General features: G+C 67.7%; 16 protein-coding genes. 13 read left to right on the forward strand and 3 right to left on the reverse strand.

Features of this window, described 5'->3' with window-relative positions:
* The first annotated feature begins 2 nt into the window (after window positions 1-2).
* The 13 genes from JAV51_RS11120 (at window position 3) to JAV51_RS11180 (ending at window position 19,483) form a co-directional block, all read left to right on the forward strand.
* A complete protein-coding gene (locus JAV51_RS11120) occupies window positions 3-842 on the forward strand; it encodes an ABC transporter permease (RefSeq protein WP_197320620.1) in 840 nt (279 codons plus the stop codon).
* Entirely contained in the window at window positions 839-2,161 is a 1,323-nt protein-coding gene (locus JAV51_RS11125) for an MCE family protein (protein WP_197320621.1), read from the forward strand. Before JAV51_RS11120 ends, JAV51_RS11125 begins: the two co-directional genes overlap by 4 nt.
* A gap of 37 nt (window positions 2,162-2,198) precedes the next feature.
* A complete protein-coding gene (locus JAV51_RS11130) occupies window positions 2,199-3,230 on the forward strand; it encodes an MCE family protein (RefSeq protein WP_197320622.1) in 1,032 nt (343 codons plus the stop codon).
* On the forward strand, window positions 3,227-4,213 hold the full coding sequence (locus JAV51_RS11135) for an MCE family protein (RefSeq protein ID WP_197320623.1): 987 nt from the start codon (window positions 3,227-3,229) through the stop codon (window positions 4,211-4,213). The genes JAV51_RS11130 and JAV51_RS11135 overlap by 4 nt, the downstream gene beginning before the upstream one ends.
* On the forward strand, window positions 4,210-5,388 hold the full coding sequence (locus tag JAV51_RS11140; protein ID WP_197320624.1) for an MCE family protein: 1,179 nt from the start codon (window positions 4,210-4,212) through the stop codon (window positions 5,386-5,388). Before JAV51_RS11135 ends, JAV51_RS11140 begins: the two co-directional genes overlap by 4 nt.
* Window positions 5,385-6,584, forward strand: a complete 1,200-nt coding sequence (locus tag JAV51_RS11145; protein WP_197320625.1) for an MCE family protein — start codon at window positions 5,385-5,387, stop codon at window positions 6,582-6,584. Before JAV51_RS11140 ends, JAV51_RS11145 begins: the two co-directional genes overlap by 4 nt.
* Window positions 6,584-7,843: an MCE family protein gene (locus JAV51_RS11150; RefSeq protein ID WP_197320626.1), complete on the forward strand. Its 1,260-nt coding sequence runs from the start codon at window positions 6,584-6,586 to the stop codon at window positions 7,841-7,843. Before JAV51_RS11145 ends, JAV51_RS11150 begins: the two co-directional genes overlap by 1 nt.
* Window positions 7,844-7,915: 72 nt before the next feature.
* Window positions 7,916-8,674: a hypothetical protein gene (locus JAV51_RS11155; RefSeq protein WP_197320627.1), complete on the forward strand. Its 759-nt coding sequence runs from the start codon at window positions 7,916-7,918 to the stop codon at window positions 8,672-8,674.
* A gap of 67 nt (window positions 8,675-8,741) precedes the next feature.
* Window positions 8,742-9,833: a hypothetical protein gene (locus tag JAV51_RS11160; protein WP_197320628.1), complete on the forward strand. Its 1,092-nt coding sequence runs from the start codon at window positions 8,742-8,744 to the stop codon at window positions 9,831-9,833.
* 344 nt (window positions 9,834-10,177) lie between these two features.
* Window positions 10,178-13,669: a DNA-directed RNA polymerase subunit beta gene (locus JAV51_RS11165; RefSeq protein ID WP_197320629.1), complete on the forward strand. Its 3,492-nt coding sequence runs from the start codon at window positions 10,178-10,180 to the stop codon at window positions 13,667-13,669.
* Between the two features lie 119 nt (window positions 13,670-13,788).
* Window positions 13,789-17,700 carry a DNA-directed RNA polymerase subunit beta' gene (locus JAV51_RS11170; protein ID WP_197320630.1) on the forward strand — a complete coding sequence of 1,304 codons (3,912 nt, stop codon included), beginning with the start codon at window positions 13,789-13,791 and terminating at the stop codon, window positions 17,698-17,700.
* Between the two features lie 357 nt (window positions 17,701-18,057).
* Window positions 18,058-18,615, forward strand: a complete 558-nt coding sequence (locus JAV51_RS11175) for a DinB family protein (RefSeq protein WP_005443218.1) — start codon at window positions 18,058-18,060, stop codon at window positions 18,613-18,615.
* 133 nt (window positions 18,616-18,748) lie between these two features.
* A complete protein-coding gene (locus JAV51_RS11180; protein WP_005443220.1) occupies window positions 18,749-19,483 on the forward strand; it encodes a D-Ala-D-Ala carboxypeptidase family metallohydrolase in 735 nt (244 codons plus the stop codon).
* 69 nt (window positions 19,484-19,552) lie between these two features.
* Here JAV51_RS11180 and JAV51_RS11185 read toward each other — a convergent pair whose 3' ends face one another.
* The 3 genes from JAV51_RS11185 to JAV51_RS11195 all read right to left on the reverse strand — a co-directional run bounded on the left by JAV51_RS11185 (window position 19,553) and on the right by JAV51_RS11195 (window position 21,830).
* Window positions 19,553-20,710: a WXG100 family type VII secretion target gene (locus JAV51_RS11185; RefSeq protein WP_197320631.1), complete on the reverse strand. Its 1,158-nt coding sequence runs from the start codon at window positions 20,708-20,710 to the stop codon at window positions 19,553-19,555.
* A 17-nt stretch (window positions 20,711-20,727) separates the two neighbouring features.
* Window positions 20,728-21,072, reverse strand: a complete 345-nt coding sequence (locus tag JAV51_RS11190) for a type VII secretion target (RefSeq protein WP_197320632.1) — start codon at window positions 21,070-21,072, stop codon at window positions 20,728-20,730.
* 74 nt (window positions 21,073-21,146) lie between these two features.
* Window positions 21,147-21,830, reverse strand: a complete 684-nt coding sequence (locus tag JAV51_RS11195) for a hypothetical protein (protein WP_197320633.1) — start codon at window positions 21,828-21,830, stop codon at window positions 21,147-21,149.
* Window positions 21,831-21,863 lie beyond the last annotated feature (33 nt).

Genomic DNA, 21,863 nt, shown 5'->3' on the forward strand with positions numbered 1-21,863 from the left:
TCATGGCCCGTCTGACCCAGAGTGTGAAGAACTTCGTCGACCGTCCTTTGACCACATTGGACATGCTCGGCGACCAGATGTCGTTCTACCTGCGCGCGCTCGCGTGGGCGCCGAGGGCGCTGCGCCGGTACAGCAAGGAGGTCCTGCGGCTGCTCGCCGAGGTGAGCTTCGGCTCGGGCTCGCTCGCGGTGATCGGTGGCACGGTCGGCGTGATGGTCGGGTTGACCCTCTTCACGGGTGTCCTCGTCGGACTCCAGGGGTTCTCCGCGCTGGACTCCATCGGCACGTCCGCCTTCACGGGCTTTTTGACGTCGTTCTTCAACACGCGTGAGATCGCGCCGCTGGTGGCGGGGTTGGCGTTGTCGGCGACCGTCGGTGCGGGCTTCACCGCGCAGCTCGGCGCGATGCGGATCTCGGAGGAGGTCGACGCCCTGGAGGTGATGGGCGTGCCGAGCCTGCCGTACCTGGTGACGACGCGCATCATCGCCGGATTCGTCGCGATCATCCCGCTGTACGTGATCGGGCTGTTGAGTTCGTACCTGGCGTCCCGGACGGTGGTCGTCTACCTCTACGGCCAGTCGGCGGGAACGTACGACCACTACTTCGACATGTTCCTGCCACCCGAGGACGTGTTGTACTCCTTCATCAAGGTGCTGATCTTCAGCGTCTTGATCATTCTGATGCACTGCTACTACGGCTACCGCGCCAGCGGCGGACCCGCCGGTGTCGGCATCGCGGTCGGGCGAGCCGTGCGGTTGTCGATTGTGACCGTGGCAGTGGTCAACTTCTTCATCGGTTTCGCCCTCTGGGGCACCGACACGACGGTGAGGATCGCGGGATGAGCTCGACGGGCGCGACGATTCGTCGCAGGTTGCTCGGCCTGCTGCTGGTGGGGATTCTCGTCGGCGGCATCGCGTTGAGCGTGGCGATCTACAACAGGTCGTTCAGCCAGTACGTGACCGTGCGGTTGCAGGCCGACGAGATCGGCAACCAGCTCGCGCCGAACTCCGACGTGAAGGTGCGCGGGCTGATCGTGGGGCACGTCGGTGAGATCAACGCGACGTCCGACGGGACGGAGCTGGTACTCCAGCTCGACCCGCAGCACGCGGAACTCGTGCCGGCCAACGTGTCCGCGCGGTTCCTGCCGAAGACGTTGTTCGGCGAACGCTACGTCGACCTGGAGATCCCGGAGGAGCCGGCGACCGCGACCCTCGCCGACGGCGGAACGATCACGCAGGACCGCACCGAGGACGCCGTCCGGCTGGACCGAGCACTCGACAACCTGCTGCCCGTGCTGCAGGCCGTGCAACCGGAGAAGCTGTCGAGCACGTTGTCGGCCATCTCCACGGCGTTGGAGGGCAGGGGAGAGCAGCTCGGTGAGACCCTGTCCGAGCTGGGCGACTACCTGAGCGAACTCAACCCGCACGTGCCGAGGCTGCAGGAGAACCTGCGGGAGCTGGCCGAGTTCTCCGACACGCTGTCCGACGTCGCACCGGACCTGCTGACCACGCTCGACAACCTCAGCACCACCAGCCGCACCGTCGTGGAGCAGCGGTTCAACCTCGACACGCTGTACCGGACGGTGACGGCGGCGACGACCGACCTCGACACCTTCCTGGAAGCCAACCAGGCCAACCTCATCAGCCTGGGTGAGACCGCGCGCCCCACGGCGGAGTTGTTGGCGAAGTACGCGCCGTCGTACCCGTGCTTCCTCGGGCAGATGGCCGAGCTGGTGCCGCGGATCGACGAGTCGTTCGGCAAGGGCACGAACAAGCCCGGCCTGCACGCGACCCTGGAGATCACGGTCGACCGTGGTCCGTACAAGGCCGGGCAGGACGAGCCCGAGTACAAGGACAAGCGCGGGCCTCGCTGCTACGCGATGGAGGAGTATCCCGACCCGTTCCCGCAGCATCCGCCGGACGGTCCGCTGCAGGACGGCACAGTGCACCCGCCCGCGGCGGGGACGTCGGGGACCGGGCTCAACCACTCGGCAGGCGGCGGCACCGCCCCGGCGGGCAACCCGGCGAACACCCCGGGCGAGCACGCGCTGGTGGCGCAGCTCGTCGGGCCGAGGGTCGGCATGGATCCGGGTGAGGTGCCGGCGTGGGGGTCGCTGCTCGTGGCCCCGCTGTACCGGGGAGCGCAGGTGACGGTCGAATGAACGGGACTCGGGTGATGCGTCGACCGGAGGTGATCGCGTGAGGGGACTGCTCGCGCCACTCCTGAAGCTCGGTGTCTTCGTGGTCACCACCGTGGTGTTCACGGCGATGCTCGCGTTCAGCATCGCCAACGTGAACACGTCCGACACCCACACCTACAAGGCCCGGTTCACCGACGCCACGTCCGTGCTCGCGGGCGACGAGGTCCGCATCGCGGGTGTCCGGGTGGGCAAGGTGTCCGACGTGCGCATCGTCGACCGCCGGATCGCCGAGGTCGAGTTCGAACTGGACAGTCAGCGGACGTTGCCGGACAACGTGGTGGCGGCCATCAAGTTCCGCAACCTGGTCGGGCAGCGGTACCTCTCCCTCGAACGCGGTGAGGGCGAACCCCAGGGCGTGCTGGACCACGGAGCGACGATCCCGCTGGAGAACACCCGCCCCGCCGTCGACCTCACCGAGTTGTTCAACGGCTTCAAGCCGTTGTTCCGGGCGCTCTCACCCGAGGACGTCAACACGCTGTCGTACCAGATCGTGCGGGTCCTGCAGGGCGAGGGCGGCACCGTGGAGAGCCTGCTCGCGCACACCGCGTCGCTCACCACGACGCTCGCCGAACGCGACCAGGTGATCGGCGACGTCATCGACAACCTCAACCAGGTGCTGCACACCCTGAACGAACGCACACCGCAGCTCTCCCAGCTCATCGGCAGGCTCCAGCGGTTCGTGTCGGGACTCGCGAGCGACCGGGAACCCATCGGCGAAGCCATCGACGCGATCGGCGACCTCACCCAGACCACGGCCGGTCTGCTCGACGAGGCCCGCAAGCCGCTGCGCGAGGACATCGACGCGCTCGGTGAACTCGCCGGCAACCTCAACGACTCCGAGGAAGTCGTCGAGCACTTCATCCAGTTCCTGCCGAGGAAGACGAGCCGACTGGCGTCCACAGCGGACTACGGCTCGTGGCTGAACTTCTTCCTGTGCGAAGCGAAGGGCAGCATCAGCATCACCGGGCTCGGCGACCAGCCGGTGTCGCTGCCGCTGTTGCCCGCCAACCGGAGTCGGTGCCTGTCATGACGAAGTTCTCCCACCGCAACCCCATCCCCATCGCGCTCGTCGGGATCACGTTGATCCTGCTGGGCACGCTCGCCGCGTTGAACTCCGACGACCTCCCGCTGATCGGCGGCGGCACCACCTACCGGGCCGAGTTCAGCGAGGCCGCGGGGCTGCAGACCGACGACGAGGTGCGGATCGCCGGTGTGAAGGTCGGCAAGGTCACCGACATCGACCTCGACGGCGCGAAGGTGCTGGTGTCGTTCAAGGTCTCCGACGCCTGGCTCGGCGACCGCACCACCGCCGCCATCAAGATCAAGACGTTGCTGGGGCAGAAGTTCCTCGCGCTCGACCCGCATGGCGAACAGACTCTCGACCCCGGCGACACGATCCCGCTCGACCGCACCGCCGCGCCCTACGACGTCCTCGAAGCGTTCCGCGACCTGTCCGAGACGGTGGACGAGATCGACGTCGACCAGCTCGCGGAGAGCTTCGACGTGCTGGCGGAGACCTTCTCCGACACCCCCGACGACGTGCGCGGCGCACTCTCCGGACTGTCCGAACTGTCCGACACCATCGCCTCACGCGACGCCGAACTCGCCGAGTTGCTCGACGGCACCCGGCAGGTCAGCCAGACGCTCGCCGACCGCGACGACGAACTCGCCACCCTCATCGAGGACGGCAACCTCCTGCTGGAGGAACTCTCCGCCCGTGAGGAAGCGATCAGCGCGATGCTCAACGGCACGAGGGAACTCACCGAGCAGTTGAAGGGCCTCGTCGACGACAACGACGAACAGCTCGACCCCGTGCTCGCCCAGCTCGACAAGCTCACCGACATGCTGGAGCGCAACCAGGAGTCGCTGGCCGAGGGCATCGAGAACTTCGCGCCGTTCGTGCGCGTCTTCAACAACACCATCGGCAGCGGGCGCTGGTTCGACAACTACATCTGCGGCCTGCTCCTGCCGAGCATCGGACCGCTCAACGAAGAGGGGTGCAACGCGCGATGAACACCCGCTTCGGGCAACAGCTCGCCCGCGGTGTCGCCGCCGCCTGCGTGCTCGGCCTGGTGGTGGCCGGGGCGTTGTGGTGGACCTTGAAGGACGCCGGTTCCAAGACCGTCACCGCGTACTTCACCGAGGCGATCGGCCTCTACGAGGGCAACAGCGTGCGCATCCTCGGCGTAGAGGTGGGCGAGGTGGTCTCCGTCGAACCCGAGGGCGACCGCGTCCGCGTCGAGATGACCTACGACCGGAAGGTCTCCGTCCCCGCCGACGCCAAGGCCATCCTCGTCGCGCCCTCGCTGGTGTCAGACCGGTACGTGCAGTTCGCCCCCGCCTACACGGGAGGCGACGAACTCGACCACGGCGCCGTCATCCCGCTGCAGCGCACCGCCGTGCCGTTGGAGATCGACGAACTCGGCCGCAGCCTCAACCGCGTCTCCGAGGCACTCGGCCCGAACGGCGCCAACGCCGACGGCTCGCTGTCGGACCTCCTCGACACCGCCGCAGCCAACCTCGACGGCAACGGCAAGGCACTGAACCAGACCATCAGCAAACTCGGCCAGGCCGCGGGCACGCTCTCCGGCAACTCCGAAGACCTGTTCGTCACCGTCGAGAACCTCGCCAAGCTGTCCGGCACCCTCGCCGAGAGCGACGGCCAGGTGCGCCGCTTCGAGGAACAACTCGCCGAGGTCAGCGGCTTCCTCGCCGACGAGCGCGAGAACCTTTCCGCCACCGTCTCCGAACTCGGCACCACACTGCAGATCGTCGACGACTTCCTCAACGACAACCGCGACCGCGTGAAGTCCAACGTGGACAAGCTCGCCGACGTCACCAAGGTGCTCGTCGACCAGCGGGCGGCGCTCGCCGAGACCCTCGACATCGCCCCGCTCGCCCTCGGCAACCTCGCCAACACCTACAACGGCGCCTCGGGCACCCTCGACGCCCGGCCGAACATGAACGAGCTGACCGAACCCCCGATCGCGATGGTGTGCAACCTGCTCAAGCAGACCCCCAAGGCACTCGACGCGCTCGGCAACCTCTGCTCGGAGCTGAGCGGCGTGCTGGAGGGAGCGATCCCGCTGCCGTCGCTGGCCGAGACGGTCAACTCGCTCAACAAGGGCAAGCTGCCGCCTCTGCCGCTGCCGCTGCTCGGGCAGTTCTCCTCGGGAGGTGACCGATGAGGCGCCTGCGCACACTCGTGACGGCCGCGAGCGCGGCCACGTTCCTCGTGACCGCGGGTTGCAGCGGCTACCAGGGCATCTACGACGTCCCGCTCCCCGGCGGCGCCGACCTCGGCGACGACCCGTACACGATCCGCGTGCACTTCCGCGACGTGCTCGACCTCGTCCCCAAGGCGGGCGTCCGGGTGGGCGAGGTGCCCGTCGGCGCCGTCGAGGAGGTGCGGCTCGCCGAGGACGGGTGGACCGCCGAAGTGGTGCTCGTCGTCAACCGCGACGTCCAACTGCCCTCCGGCGCCATCGCCAACCTGCGCCAGTCGAGCCTGCTCGGGGAGAAGTACGTCGAGCTCGCCGCGCCCGCCGAGGGCACCGACGCCGGTGGCGGCACACTGTCCGACGGCGACCTCATCCCGATCGAGCGCACCAACCGCAGCGTCCAAGTCGAAGAGGTGCTCGGCGCGCTCTCCATGCTGCTCAACGGCGGCGGTGTCGAACAGCTCAACACGATCACCAAGGAACTCAACGCGGCGCTGGAGGGTAACGCGCCCGACATCAAGGCGCTGCTGCGCAACGCCGAGGAGCTCGTCAAGGCCCTCGACGAGCAGTCCAGCGACATCACCACCGCGCTCGACGCGCTCAACCGGCTGTCGTCGACCCTCAGTTCGCAGCGCGACAAGATCGCCACCGCCGTCGAGGACCTCGGCCCCGGGCTGGAGGTGCTGGAGCGCCAGCGCGACCAGCTCGTCGACATGCTGAGCGCGCTCGACGGACTGTCCGAGGTCGCCGTCGAGACCGTCAACGCCGGGCAGGAGGACCTCGTCGCGAACCTCGAAGCGCTGCTGCCGGTGTTGCGCAAGCTCGGCGAGGCCGGGTCGGACCTCCCCAACGCCCTGGAACTGATGCTGACCTACCCGTTCACCGACGCGGCGGCCGAAGGCGTCAAGGGCGACTACATGAACCTCTACCTCGACCTGGACCTCAACCTGAAGGAGATCCTGGCCAACCTCGGCCGCAGCAGGCAGAACCCGCTGCACAGCCTCCCGATCATCGGTGACCTCACCAGCCCGCGCGAGACCGACCCCGACGACACGTCGTCGGTGCTGCCGATCCCCGGCGACGACCGGTACAGCACGTCCGGGCAGAACGGGTCGAGCGGCCTCGGCGGGCTCGTCGAATCCATCGTGGGAGGGCAGCGCTGATGCTCGTGCGCAAGACCAGGATCCAGCTCGTCGCCTTCCTCGTCATCTCGGTGCTGGCGGTCGGGTACGCGCTCGTGCGCTTCACCGACGTCGAGAAAACGTTCGGCTCCGGCGGCTACACCGTCCACCTGCACATGAGCGAATCGGGCGGCATCTTCACCGGCGCGGAGGTGACCTACCGCGGCTACAACATCGGTAAGGTCGGCCCGCTCAGCCTGACCCGCGACGGGCTGTCGGCTGCCCTGCACATCGAACCGGACGCGCCGGCGGTGCCGAAGGACCTGCACGTCGCGGTCGCCAACCGCTCGGCCGTGGGTGAGCAGTACATCGACCTGCGGCCGGTGAAGGACGAGGGCCCCTACCTGACCGAGGGCGACGTGATCCCCGCCGACAAGGTCACCACGCCCGTCCCGTCCGAGAAAATCATCTCGGACCTGGACGCGTTGGCGTCGTCGGTGCCCACCGAGTCGTTGCGCACGGTCGTCGACGAGGCGTACGAGGGGTTCCGAGGCACCGGCCGCGACCTCCAGGTACTGCTGGACACCACCGGCGAGTTCACGCGCGTGGCGAAGGAGTACCTGCCGCAGACGGTGGACTTGCTGGAGGACGGCACGACCGTCCTGGCCACCCAGAACGACCTCAGCACCCACATGCGGTCGTTCAGCGCCGACCTCAAGGACCTGTCGCAGACGCTCAAGGACTCCGACGCCGACCTCCGTGAGCTCATCGCCGCGGCCCCGGAGGCGGCCACCACCGTCAGCGAGGTGCTGGCCGAGTCGGGGCCGAACCTGAGCACGCTCGTGGCCAACCTCTTGACCACGTCCAACGTGCTCGTCACCCGGCTCGACGGACTGGAGCAGGCGTTCATCAGCTACCCCATGGTCGCGGCGGGCGCCTACAGCGTGACCCCCGGCGACGGCACGGCACACCTGGGGCTCGTGCTGAACCTCTTCAACCCGCCCGCGTGCACCAAGGGCTACCGTTCTCCCAAGGACTACCGCCCGGGCAACGAGACCGCCGAACGCGAGCACTACGCCGACGCGTACTGTGCCGAACCCGAGGGCAGCCCCATCGCGGTGCGCGGCTCGCAGAACGCACCGTTCAACGGTGTGCCCGTCGTGCCCAGCGCGGAGCAGGTGCGGGCCAACAGCAACCGCGACTCGGAGCAGTTGGAGGCGTTGCGGCGGGCGGCGCTCGGCCTCGACGACGACGATCGCTCGATCACCTCGCTGCGGCAGCTCGTGGGCCTGGAGGACTGAGGACACCCACGGCCCCAGCCCACCGACACCGTTCACCTCGACAACACCCACCCCGACCTAGTCTGGAGCGCCATGAGTTCGGACGAGCAGCGGCCGGAGCCGGACGAGCAGGAGAACCGCGTGGCCGCCGACGCCGGGCGCGACGACGGCGATCAGGTCGATCCGCACGGCGACACGACGACCGACGAGCCCACCGGCGAGGCCATCGAGGCCACCGAGAAGACCGAGGAGTCCGACGGCTCCGTCGAGGAGTCGGCCTCGGCGGAGGGCCGCGAGAAGCGGTCACCCCGCCAGGGCCCGCCGCGACCGGTGGTGTTCGTCGCCGCGGCCCTGACGGTGGCGTCCCTGGTGGTCGCCGTCGTGTTCGGCGTGATGTGGCAGAGCGCCGAGGGCAGCGACGACGTGCGCATCGCCGAGGCACGCGAGGCCGTGGTGGCGTCGGCGGGCTCGGCCGTGGTCGCGTTCACCGGCCTCGACTCGGAGGCCCCCGACGAGTACTTCCGCAGGCAGAAGGAGCTCGCGACCGGCGATCTGCTCAAGGAGATCGAGGCGACCGAGCAGCAGTACCGCGACGCGATCAGCAAGGCCAAGACCACGGTCGACGCGCGGGTCGCGGACGTGGCGGTGGAGGAGCTCAACGTCCACGAGGGCAAGGCGATCGCCCTGGCCGTCGTGGAGCTGACCGTCACGCAGGAGCAGGACACCGGGACGAAGACGCTGCGCATGCAGTTGCAGCTCGAACGTGATCGAGGCGACGACTCCGGCGACACGTCGGAACAGGCGTGGAAGGTGTCGGGCATCTCGCCCGTGGAGTACGGCGCCAGCGGCTGACCCGCTCCCGCCGCCCGTTCCCCGCCCCTCGCGAGCCACCGTCGCACGACCCAGTCAGGAGACCCCGATGCCTCCCTCCCGGCGCCGCAACCTCGGTGCACAGCCGCCCACACCGTCCCGCCGTCCCCGGGTCGCGGGCCTGCGCAGGCCGTCCCCGGTCAAGCGGGTGTCGGAACCGACCGAACCCACCGAACCCACCGAGTCGACTGAGCCCACCGAGCCGACCGAGGCCGCTGCCGATCCGTCCGTCGACAAGTCCGACGCGGTCGAGAGCGCGCCGAGCGTGGCCGAGCGGGAGGCCACGACCCCCGACGACACCGAGCCGGAACCCGCCACCGAGCAGGGGGCCGAGCAGGACGAGGAGCCTTCCGGCACTGCCGAGCCGACGCCCTCCGAGGCCACGGACGCCCCGGCCCGGCCGAGCCCGCGACGCAAGGCGCGTGACCGAGGTACCGCCCGGCCCACGGACGCCGACCAGGTGGACGTGCGCGACCAGGCGGCCGCCCTCGCCGAACGGCCGGCCGCCGAGGAAGAGCCCGAGGCCGTCGACTCGACGACTCGTCGCCGCGTCGGCTACCCGGTGCTGGCCGCGCTGATCGCCGCGACGCTCGTGCTCGCGGGTCTCGCCGTGTTCTTCAAGATCAAGCACAGTGAGGTCTCGAACCTCGTCGGCAACACGGCGCTGGTCGACGTCGCCTCCACCGCCGAGGTGAAGCAGGCGATGGAGGACGCGGCGGAGCAGTTGCTGTCGGTCAACTACAAGGACATGGAGAAGACCGAGCGGGCCGCGGACCGGTTCCTCGGCAGCGACGAGGTCCGCAAGACCTACGACGGCCTCATGGGCGACTACCGCAAGCAGGCCGCTGAGCAGAAGATCGTCGTTACCACGACGGCGGTTCGCAGCGGAGTGGTGGTCCTCGACGACGACAGCGCCAGGGTCATGGTCTACGTTGATCAAGTGGCGACGCGGGCCGGCAACGACCAGCCGATGGGTGGCCCGGCCGCTCTGTGGTTCGAGGCCGAACGACAGGACGGCACGTGGAAGGTCTCCGATCTGGACGTCTACGGTTCCGCTGAGTCCGATACTCGATCGGGGTCGGCTCCGACCGGCGCCGAACCATCATCGTCGCAGGCAGAGGATTCGACGGAGGGTAACTGACACTGCGCCAACCGGTGGTCAACACCTGAAGGACGCTTGACTCAGCGTCTCCGGGGGTTCACGCTTACAGGCAACACGGCGCGCCTTGCGGGAGGCGCGTCGGGGACACGAGTAGGGAGAGAACAGACCGAGGCCGGACCACGATCGCTGCGGGTCTTCGCGCGATCAGGTGGGTCCCCTCGACAACTCTCCTGTTGCGGGCTAGACTGCTTCTTTGCGCTGCCCACTTTCAGGCTGCCCTTTTGCGGTAGCTAGGATGGTCGGCAACACCGCACCCTTGACAGTCCGCGTTACGAGTTGCTAGCGCGGCTGCTCAACCAGCTATGTCCCCGGAAGGACGCATCTTGGCAGTCTCTCCCGCGAACCAGGCCACTGCTGCGACCAACTCGAATCGACCGTCAACGGGTGTTCCTGGAGCACCGAAGCGAGTCTCTTTCGGGGAGATTCGCGAGCCGCTCGACACCCCGCACCTGCTTGACGTGCAGATCAGGTCGTTCGAATGGTTCACCGGCTCGGAGGCGTGGTACGAACGCGCCGTCAACGAGGGTGAGGAGAACCCGGTCGGCGGTCTCGAGGAGGTCCTGAACGAGATCTCCCCGATCGAGGACTTCTCCGGTTCGATGTCCCTGTCCTTCTCCGACCCGCGCTTCGACGAGGTCAAGGCCTCCGTCGAGGAGTGCAAGGACAAGGACATGACCTACGCGGCGCCGCTGTTCGTCACCGCCGAGTTCGTCAACAACAACACCGGTGAGATCAAGAGCCAGACGGTCTTCATGGGCGACTTCCCCGTGATGACCGACAAGGGCACCTTCATCATCAACGGCACCGAGCGTGTCGTCGTGTCCCAGCTCGTGCGGTCGCCCGGCGTGTACTTCGACCAGTCCGTCGACAAGTCCACGGACAAGGACGTCTTCAGCGTCAAGATCATTCCGAGCCGGGGTGCCTGGCTCGAGTTCGACGTCGACAAGCGCGACACCGTCGGTGTGCGTATCGACCGCAAGCGTCGTCAGCCGGTCACCGTGCTGCTGAAGGCCCTCGGCTGGACCGCCGAGCAGATCCGCGAGCGTTTCTCCTTCTCCGAGACGCTGCTCGCGACGCTCGAGAAGGACTCCACCGCCACCCAGGACGAGGCGCTGCTCGACATCCACCGCAAGCTGCGGCCCGGCGAGCCTCCGACGAAGGAGAGCGCCCAGGCGCTGGTCGAGAACCTGTTCTTCAAGGACAAGCGGTACGACCTGGCCAAGGTCGGTCGGTACAAGGTCAACAAGAAGCTCGGCCTGAACCTGCCCTACGACACGGGCACGCTCACCGAAGAGGACATCGTCGCCACCATCGAGTACCTCGTCCGCCTCCACGCGGGCGAGGAGACGATGCGCGTCGGTGACGTCGAGGTGCCGGTCGAGACCGACGACATCGACCACTTCGGCAACCGCCGCATCCGCACCGTCGGCGAGCTGATCCAGAACCAGATCCGCGTCGGCCTCTCGCGCATGGAGCGCGTGGTCCGCGAGCGGATGACCACGCAGGACGTCGAGGCGATCACGCCGCAGACCCTGATCAACATCCGCCCGGTCACCGCGGCGATCCGGGAGTTCTTCGGAACCTCCCAGTTGTCGCAGTTCATGGACCAGAACAACCCGCTGTCGGGCCTGACCCACAAGCGTCGCCTCAACGCCCTCGGCCCCGGTGGTCTGTCGCGTGAGCGCGCCGGCATGGACGTCCGAGACGTGCACCCCAGCCACTACGGCCGCATGTGCCCGATCGAGACGCCGGAAGGCCCGAACATCGGTCTGATCGGTTCGCTGTCCTCCTACGCGAGGGTTAACCCGTTCGGGTTCATCGAAACCCCGTACCGGAAGGTCGTCGACGGCCGGGTCACCGACGAGGTGCACTACCTGACCGCCGACGAGGAGGACCGCTACGTCAAGGCGCAGGCCAACGCGCCGCTGACCGAGGACGGCTACTTCGCCGAGGACCAGGTCCTGGGTCGCCGCAAGGGCGGCGAGGTCGAGCTGATCGACCCCATGGAGATCGACTACATGGACGTCTCGCCGCGGCAGATGGTGTCCGTGGCGACCGCCATGATCCCGTTCCTGGAGCACGACGACGCCAACCGTGCCCTCATGGGTGCGAACATGCAGCGTCAGGCCGTGCCGCTGCTGCAGGCCGAGGCCCCGCTGGTCGGCACCGGTGTGGAGCTCGCCGCCGCGGTCGACGCCGGTGACGTCATCGTCGCCGAGGAAGCCGGTGTGGTCGAGGAGCTGTCCGCCGACATGATCACGGTCATGCAGGACGACGGCAACCGCCGCACCTACGGCCTGTACAAGTTCCGCCGCACCAACGCGGGCACCTGCTTCAACCACCGTCCCGTGGTGAACGAGGGCGACCGCGTGGAGAAGGGCCAGGTCCTCGCCGACGGTCCGTCGACCGACAAGGGCGAGATGGCCCTCGGCAAGAACCTGCTCGTGGCGATCATGCCGTGGGAGGGTCACAACTACGAGGACGCCATCGTCATCTCGCAGCGTCTCGTGCAGGACGACGTGCTCACGTCGATCCACATCGAGGAGCACGAGATCGACGCCCGCGACACCAAGCTCGGTGCCGAGGAGATCACCCGGGACATCCCGAACGTCTCCGAGGACGTGCTGGCCGACCTCGACGAGCGCGGCATCGTGCGCATCGGTGCGGAGGTCCGCGACGGCGACATCCTGGTCGGGAAGGTCACGCCCAAGGGCGAGACCGAGCTGACCCCGGAGGAGCGCCTGCTGCGGGCGATCTTCGGTGAGAAGGCGCGCGAGGTCCGCGACACCTCGCTCAAGGTGCCGCACGGTGAGACCGGCAAGGTCATCGGCGTCCGCGTGTTCTCCCGCGAGGACGACGACGAGCTGCCCCCGGGCGTCAACGAGCTCGTCCGCGTCTACGTGGCGAAGAAGAGCAAGATCCAGGACGGCGACAAGCTCGCGGGTCGGCACGGTAACAAGGGCGTCATCGGCAAGATCCTGCCGGTGGAGGACATGCCGTTCCTCGAGGACGGCACCCCGGTGGACATCGTGCTGAACACCCACGGTGTGCCGCGACGGATGAACATCGGTCAGATCCTCGAACTCCACCTCGGGTGGTTGGCCTCCCAGGGGTGGAAGGTCGAGGGCAACCCCGAGTGGGCGAAGAACCTGACCGAGGAGCTTATGGACGTCGAGCCGGGCACGAACACCGCGACGCCGGTGTTCGACGGCGCCCGCGAGCACGAGCTCACGGGTCTGCTGGGTTGCGCCAAGCCCAACCGGGACGGCGACCGGCTGGTCTCCAGCGACGGCAAGGCGACGCTGCTCGACGGTCGTACCGGCGAGCCGTTCCCGTACCCCGTGGCGGTCGGCTACATGTACATCCTGAAGCTGCACCACATGGTGGACGACAAGATCCACGCTCGGTCCACGGGTCCGTACTCGATGATCACGCAGCAGCCGCTGGGTGGTAAGGCGCAGTTCGGTGGTCAGCGCTTCGGTGAGATGGAGTGCTGGGCCATGCAGGCGTACGGCGCCGCCTACACCCTCCAGGAGCTGCTCACGATCAAGTCGGACGACGTTCTCGGCCGCGTCAAGGTCTACGAGGCCATCGTCAAGGGCGAGAACATGCCGTCGCCGGGCATCCCGGAGTCGTTCAAGGTGCTCCTGAAGGAGCTCCAGTCGCTGTGCCTGAACGTCGAGGTGCTCTCCACCGACGGAGCCGCCATCGAGATGCGCGACTCCGACGACGAGGACCTGGAGCGGGCCGCCGCCAACCTCGGCATCAACCTGTCCCGCAACGAGTCGCCCTCCGTGGACGACGTCGTGCAATGACCCAGCCGCCCGGTGGGGTCCGAGCCACTGGACCCCACCGGGTAGCCGAACCCCTCTAACCGATGGGGTCGGGACCGCACCCCGTACCCCCGAGATGAACCCCAAGGGGATGCAAGAACGTGCTGGACGTCAATTTCTTCGATGAGCTCCGGATCGGTCTCGCCACGGCCGACGACATCCGTCAGTGGTCCTACGGCGAGGTCAAGAAGCCGGAGACCATCAACTACCGCACGCTCAAGCCGGAGAAGGACGGGCTCTTCTGCGAGAAGATCTTCGGCCCGACCCGCGACTGGGAGTGCTACTGCGGCAAGTACAAGCGCGTCCGCTTCAAGGGCATCATCTGTGAGCGCTGTGGTGTCGAGGTCACCCGCGCGAAGGTGCGCCGTGAGCGGATGGGCCACATCGAGCTCGCCGCTCCCGTCACCCACATCTGGTACTTCAAGGGCGTTCCGTCGCGGCTCGGCTACCTGCTCGACCTCGCGCCCAAGGACCTCGAAAAGATCATCTACTTCGCGGCGTACGTGATCACCAGCGTGAACACGGAGCTGCGGCACAACGACCTGCCCACGCTGGAGAACGAGATCAGCGTCGAGCGCAAGACCATCGAGTCGCGCCGTGACGCCGAGATCGAGCAGCGCGCGCAGAAGCTGGAGGCCGACCTCGCCGAGCTGGAGGCCGAGGGCGCCAAGGCCGACGTTCGCCGCAAGGTGAAGGAGGGCGGCGAGCGCGAGATGCGGCAGATCCGCGACCGCGCCCAGCGGGAGCTGGACCGCCTGGAGGAGGTCTGGTCGACCTTCACCAAGCTGGAGCCGCGTCAGCTCATCGTCGACGAGCAGCTCTACCGCGAGCTGTACGACCGCTACGGCGAGTACTTCACTGGCGGCATGGGTGCCGAGGCCATCCAGAAGCTGGCCAGCGAGTTCGACGTGGACGCCGAGGCCGAGTCGCTGCGCGAGACCATCCGCAGCGGCAAGGGCCAGAAGAAGCTGCGTGCGCTGAAGCGCCTCAAGGTCGTCGCGGCCTTCCAGGCCACCGGCAACGACCCGCGCGGCATGGTCCTCGACGCGATCCCGGTGATCCCGCCGGAGCTGCGTCCGATGGTGCAGCTCGACGGTGGTCGCTTCGCCACGTCGGACCTGAACGACCTGTACCGCCGCGTCATCAACCGCAACAACCGCCTCAAGCGACTGATCGACCTCGGCGCGCCCGAGATCATCGTCAACAACGAGAAGCGGATGCTGCAGGAGGCCGTCGACGCGCTGTTCGACAACGGCCGCCGCGGTCGCCCGGTCACCGGGCCCGGCAACCGGCCCCTCAAGTCGCTGTCCGACCTGCTCAAGGGCAAGCAGGGCCGCTTCCGTCAGAACCTGCTCGGTAAGCGTGTCGACTACTCGGGCCGTTCGGTCATCATCGTGGGTCCGCAGTTGAAGCTGCACCAGTGCGGTCTGCCGAAGGACATGGCGCTGGAGCTGTTCAAGCCGTTCGTCATGAAGCGGCTGGTGGACCTCAACCACGCGCAGAACATCAAGTCGGCGAAGCGCATGGTCGAGCGGTCCCGCCCGCAGGTGTGGGACGTGCTCGAAGAGGTCATCAACGGCCACCCCGTGCTGCTCAACCGTGCTCCGACGCTGCACCGTCTCGGTATCCAGGCGTTCGAGCCGCAGCTCGTCGAAGGCAAGGCCATCCAGCTTCACCCGCTGGTGTGCGAGGCGTTCAACGCCGACTTCGACGGTGACCAGATGGCGGTGCACCTGCCGCTGTCGGCCGAGGCGCAGGCCGAGGCGCGCATCCTGATGCTGTCGGCGAACAACATCCTCTCGCCCGCGTCGGGTCGTCCGCTGGCGATGCCGCGTCTGGACATGGTCACCGGCCTGTTCCACCTGACGCGCCTCAAGGAGGACGCGCAGGGTGCGGGCACGGCGTACTCGTCGCCTGCCGAGGCGATCATGGCCTACGACCGCAAGCAGCTCTCGCTGCACGCGCCGGTGAAGATCCGCATCCGCGACCGCCAGCCCAACAAGGAGCAGGAAGCCGCGCTGCGTGAGCAGGGGTGGGAGCCGGGCCAGCCGTGGCTCGCCGAGACCACCCTCGGTCGCGTGCTGTTCAACGACTTGCTGCCCGCGGACTACCCGTTCATCAACGAGCCGTTGCCGAAGAAGCGCCAGGCCGCGATCGTCAACGACCTCGCCGAGCGGTACTCGATGACCCAGGTCGCGCAGACGCTGGACGCCCTCAAGGACGCCGGCTTCCACTGGGCGACCCGGTCGGGCGTCACGGTGGCCATCACCGACGTCGTGGTGCCGGAGTCGAAGAAGGAGATCCTCGACCAGTACGAGGCCCGTGCCGCGCAGGTCGAGAAGCGGTACCAGCGTGGTCAGCTCTCGCACACCGAGCGCAACAACGAGCTCGTCAAGGTGTGGGGCCAGGCGACGGAGGACGTCGCCAAGGCCATGGAGGACAACCTCCCCGACGACAACCCGATCTCGATGATCGTGAAGTCGGGTGCGGCGGGCAACATGACCCAGGTGCGGTCGCTGGCCGGTATGCGTGGTCTGGTGTCGAACCCGAAGGGTGAGTACATCCCGCGCCCGATCAAGGCCAACTTCCGTGAGGGTCTGTCGGTGGCGGAGTACTTCATCGCCACGCACGGTGCCCGTAAGGGTCTGGCGGACACCGCTCTGCGTACCGCCGACTCGGGTTACCTCACCCGTCGTCTGGTGGACGTGTCGCAGGACGTCATCGTCCGCGAGACCGACTGTGGCACCAGCCGCGGCATCATGATGAACGTCGCCGACGAGCTGCCCGACGGCCGCCTGGTGCGGGCCGAGCACGTCGAGACCAGCGTGTACGCCCGTAACCTCGCCACCGACGCGGTGGACGCGCAGGGCAACGTGGTGCTCAACGCGGGTGACGACCTCGGTGACCCGGCGATCGACCGCCTCATCCAGGCCGGTATCAGCAAGGTCAAGGTCCGCAGTGTCCTGACCTGCGAGTCGGCCATGGGTGTCTGCGCCACCTGCTACGGCCGCTCCATGGCGACCGGCAAGCTGGTGGACGTCGGCGAGGCCGTCGGTATCGTCGCCGCCCAGTCGATCGGTGAGCCCGGTACGCAGCTGACGATGCGTACGTTCCACCAGGGTGGTGTGGCCGGTGACGACATCACGACCGGTCTGCCCCGTGTCACGGAGCTCTTCGAGGCCCGTGTCCCGAAGGGCAAGGCGCCGATCGCCGACGTCGACGGCCGGGTGCGCATCGAGGAGAGCGAGCGGTTCTGGAAGATCACGCTCATCCCGGACGACGGCAGCGAGGAGATCGTCTTCGACAAGCTGTCGAAGCGGCAGCGTCTCGCCATCACCCCGAACGGTCCGCTGGCGGACGGCGACCACGTCAGCGTCGGTCAGCCGCTGCTGGAAGGCACGCCGGACCCGCACGAGGTGCTGCGTGTGATGGGTCCGCGCGAGGCGCAGATGCACCTGGTGGACGAGGTCCAGAAGGTGTACCGGGCGCAGGGTGTGTCCATCCACGACAAGCACATCGAGGTCATCGTGCGGCAGATGCTGCGCCGCGTGACGATCATCGACTCCGGTTCGACCGAGTTCCTGCCCGGTGAGCTCCCCGAGCGCACCCGGTTCGAGCAGGTCAACCGGCAGGCGGTCGCGGAGGGCGGCGAGCCCGCCTCCGGTCGCCCGGTGCTGATGGGTATCACCAAGGCGTCGCTGACCACGGACTCGTGGCTGTCGGCCGCCTCCTTCCAGGAGACGACCCGCGTGCTCACCGACGCGGCCATCAACGGCCGTAGTGACTCGCTGATCGGCCTGAAGGAGAACGTGATCATCGGTAAGTTGATCCCGGCCGGTACGGGCATCAACCGGTACCGCAACATCCAGGTGCAGCCGACCGAGGAGGCGAGGGTCGCCGCGTACGCGATCCCGTCCTACGACGACGGCTACTACACGCCTGATGTGTTCGGTACCGGCACCGGTGCCGCGGTTCCGCTGGACGACTACGACTTCGGTCGCGACTTCCGGTAAGCCGAGCAGAGCAAAGCCCCCGATCCACTGTGGTGGGTCGGGGGCTTTCTCGTCCGTGCCTCCCAGGCCCGCGGCGAGTGCAGTGAGTGCTTCGACGTGCTCACGTTGTTCCTTGCGGGCACTACGCCACTGTGGCCAGAAGAGCAGGCCGATGCCTATCGCCATGCAGGCCGACAGTGGAGAGAGCCTGAGCCAGGTCTCCCTCGCTCAGATGCCCTCTCGGTCCCGGAAACGCCGGTTCACTATGCCAGCCCCACAAGGGGGTTCGGGGCGAAACGGTGAACGGGGCACCGGGCAGACGGTTCAGTCCGTGAACGTTGCTTGTGCGTTGCCGGAAGCGTCCAGAAGAATCGGCTGGTGATCATTCCTGACACGAAGAACTGGACCTGGGTCCTCCAGCGGCAGTGCGCGGAGTGCGGGCTCGATGTGAGTGCCGTGCGGTGGGCGGACGTGCCGAGTCTGCTGCGCGCCAACGCCGCGTCCTGGTGCGAACTGCTCAGCAGCGGCGTTCGTCTGCGTGAGCGGCCACGATCCGACCGGTGGTCGGTACTGGAGTACGCCTGCCATGTTCGGGACGCGCTGCGCCTGCTGGATCAGCGGCTCGTGCTGATGCTCACCGAGGACGACCCCGTCTACGACGACTGGGACCAGGACCGGGCCGCTGTCGACGATCGGTACAACGAACAGGAACCCTCCATCGTGGCCACCGATCTGGGTATCGCCGCCGAACGTGCGGCGACCCGGTTGGACGGGCTCACGGACGACCTCGCGGGCGACGCTGTGCGGCGCAGCGGGCGGCGTGCTGACGGAACACGCTTCACCGTGGAAACGTTCGGGCGCTACATCCTGCACGACGTGGTGCACCACCTGAACGACGTCACCACACCGGTCGGCCCGTCCGGCACCGGCAGCTGACGGCCCCGTCCGGATCAGCATTCTCGAACCGCACCACCAATGTTGTGGTCCGAGTGGGTGTGAGCCGTTGAACACCCGGTGAGAGGCCAGGATGCTGTGCTCCACATCCTCGTTCGGCAGGAAGGGACCTCTCATGCTCAGACGTATCGCCGGCCTCGTGGCCGCCGCGCTGCTGGTGATCACGGGTACCGCCGTGATGTCCACGGCGACGGCTACACCCGCGCACGCGGACGGCTGCTACACGTGGACCCGGACGTTGAAGGAGGGGATGAAGGGGGAGGACGTCCGGCAACTACAGATCCGCGTGTCCGGTTACCCCGGTTACCGCAGCGTCCTCGCCCTGGACGGCTCGTACGGTGCGCACACCAAGGCCGCGGTGACCCGGTTCCAGCAGGCTTACGGACTGTCCGCCGACGGTGTGGCGGGGACGCAGACCTTCAACAAGATCTACCAACTTCAGGACAACGACTGCACGCCTGCCCACTTCAGCTACTCCGAGCTGAACAAGTGCAACTCGACCTGGTCCGGAGGTGCGGTGTCCGCGTCGACGGCCAGGGCGAACGCGCTCGTGTCGATGTGGAAGCTGGAGGCGCTGCGGCACGCGCTCGGCGACAAGCCGGTCCGGGTGACCAGTGGCTTCCGGAGCAAGGCCTGCAACGACCGCGCCGGCGGGTCGGCGAGCAGCAGACACATGTACGGCGACGGGGTCGATCTCGGCAGCCTGTCGCACTCGTTCTGCACCATCGCGAAGCAGGCCCGCTACCACGGTTTCAGCAACATCCTGGGCCCCGGCTACCCGAACCACAACGACCACGTGCACGTGGCTGTCGGCTCGACCACCTGGTCGGCTCCCAACTGCGGTATCTGATTCGCTGACCGCGTTCGGCCCGCGGAACGTGCGCGGGCCGAACGCGGCACTTCGTCGACGACAGCGGCGTCAGACGTCGAGCAGGTCGCGGGTCTCCTCCGCCGTGGCCCCCGAACCGATGCCGCCCTTGTCACCGGCGTCCTTGAGGTTCGTGACATGGTCGACGAGCTTGCCGTAGTGGTCGACGACCGTCTTGCCCGCCTGGTAGCCGTTGTCGGCCGTGCCTGTCGGGTTGATGCCGATGGTGGACTCCGCGAGCTTGCCCGCGCCCTTCTTCAACGACTCCGCCACGGCCGTCTTCATCGCGCCACCGCGGCCCACCTCGGCCACCGTGTCGAGCACGTTCGCGCCGTAGTTCTTCGGCTGCACACCGAGCTTCTCGCCGAGCGCGACGAGCTTCGAGCCGAACTTCTGGAAAAATTCGAGGATCTTGTCGAGGAGCTTGCCGAGCTTGCCCATCTTGCTCGTGACCCGCGAGAACATGCTCCCGGCCTTCGCGATGGACGCCGACATCGCCGCCGCCACCGACGACCCGAGGCTGACCACCGACGACGCGAGCGCGGGCAGCCAGATCCAGATCAGCCAGGTCACGAGCTCCGTGATGATCGCCTTGATGACCTCTTCGACGACCGTCATGAGCATCGACGACATCTTGAGGATCTCCGCGACGCCCCCGGCGCTGGTCGCGACACCCTCGATGCCCTTGGCGAAGTCCCCGAGCGCCCGCCGTGCCGTGTCGCTCGCCTCGCCCTCCCAGTCGGCGAGCGCCTCGTCGGCGACGCGGACGAACTCGCCCGCGTACTGCACCAGGCCGTTGCCGATGGCGGCGAAGTCACCCGACGCCGTGCTCAACGCAGGACCGTCGCCCGACACCATGTGCAGCGCGTCCTGCAGCGGCGTCACGAGGTGCAGCACCATGCTCAGACCGTTGCTGACCAGCCAGCCCACGGGGTCGAGCACCGCCGAGCCCACTTCCATCGCGCATTCCGCGGTGAACCCGGCCGCGTCGGTAATGACGTTGCCCGCGTGCAGCATCACGTCGGCGACGTCCGGGTCGTCGGGCAGCCCCTGCCAGATGTTCGTGACGGTCTCGTAGCCCTTGATGGCCTGCTTGGCGACGGGAGTGTGCTTCGCCAGGTCGAGAGCGGCGTCCCCGAACGAGGTGTCCGCGTCCCCCTTCAGTTCGACGGAGCCCGCGATGTCGGTGACCTCGATGGCCTCGGTCATTCTTGTGCCTCCTCCGTTCAGGACCCGGCCGGGCCGGCGTCGTTGACCGTGTCGATCTCGACCTGGTAGCGGCCGATCGTGATCGCGCCCTGGTCGTCGTTACCCGCGTACATGTCGGCGGCGGTCTTGAACTTGTCGCCCAGCGCGGACAGGCCTTCCTGCATGCGGGAGAGGAGGTCGTTCAGCTCCCCGAGCGCTTCGGTGTAGGAGCTCTTGGTGGCCAGGCCGACCAGTCCCCACGATTCGTCGCCGACGTCGGCGCGGCTGACAAGGTCCTTGAACTCGTTCGCCTGGTCACCGAAGTCGTCCAGCGCGTTGCGGTAATTGCGCAACGCCTCCACTTCGACCTTGAAGCCGCCCATGGCTGTTCTCCTCGGACTGTGCCTGAAACCCGTTTTCCGCTTTCTTCGACCGAGGAGGCGCGGTATCGGTTCCGTCAGCGGGTCCGAGGGAGCAGAAGATCGAGAAATTCGATGAGTACGTCGGCGGTACCGACCATGTTGGCGGGCGTGAGCCGGTCGCCGGGAGTGGCATCGGTCCGGAGAGTGCCGTGTTCGAGCACGATCGGACTGAACCACGGCCCGCGCCTCGCGGTGAGCCACGTCAACGTCTCCGGCGTGACGAGCTGACGGGCGAGCGCCTCGTCGGGCGAGGCCACCACGAGTTTCTGGTGATGCCGACCGACCGTCAGTCCCGGCACGATCTGCGCCTTCAGGCCGAGATCCTGCACCGCGAGGAGCTCCGGTCCGATCCACACTCGTGCGGTGGGCGGTGCCGGGATCTGAACGACGCGGTCGTGAGCGAGCTTGACGGTGCTGCCACCCGGCGAGTGCCTCCGCGTGCGCTTCTCGAACGCCAACACCCGGGTGGCGCCCCGCTTGAACTCGACGGCGTAGTCGAACGGCTGGGGAGCGTCGGCGGCACCCTCGGTGGGGAAGTGGCCGAACGACGGCCGGGTGCGGCCCGCGTCCCGGTACTCGACTCCGCCGACCTGGCGCGCGAACTCCCGGCGCTCGGCCAGCAGTTGTTCGTCGGTCTTCGTCCTCGACCGTGAGACGACCAGCCACACGACCACGGCGGCGAGCGTGAGAAGGGGAATCGCGACGTAGACGGGGGTCATCGGTGCTGCTCCTCCACTCGGGGGCCGCGTCAG

Source organism: Saccharomonospora sp. NB11, assembly GCF_015910535.1.
Lineage (GTDB): Bacteria > Actinomycetota > Actinomycetes > Mycobacteriales > Pseudonocardiaceae > Saccharomonospora.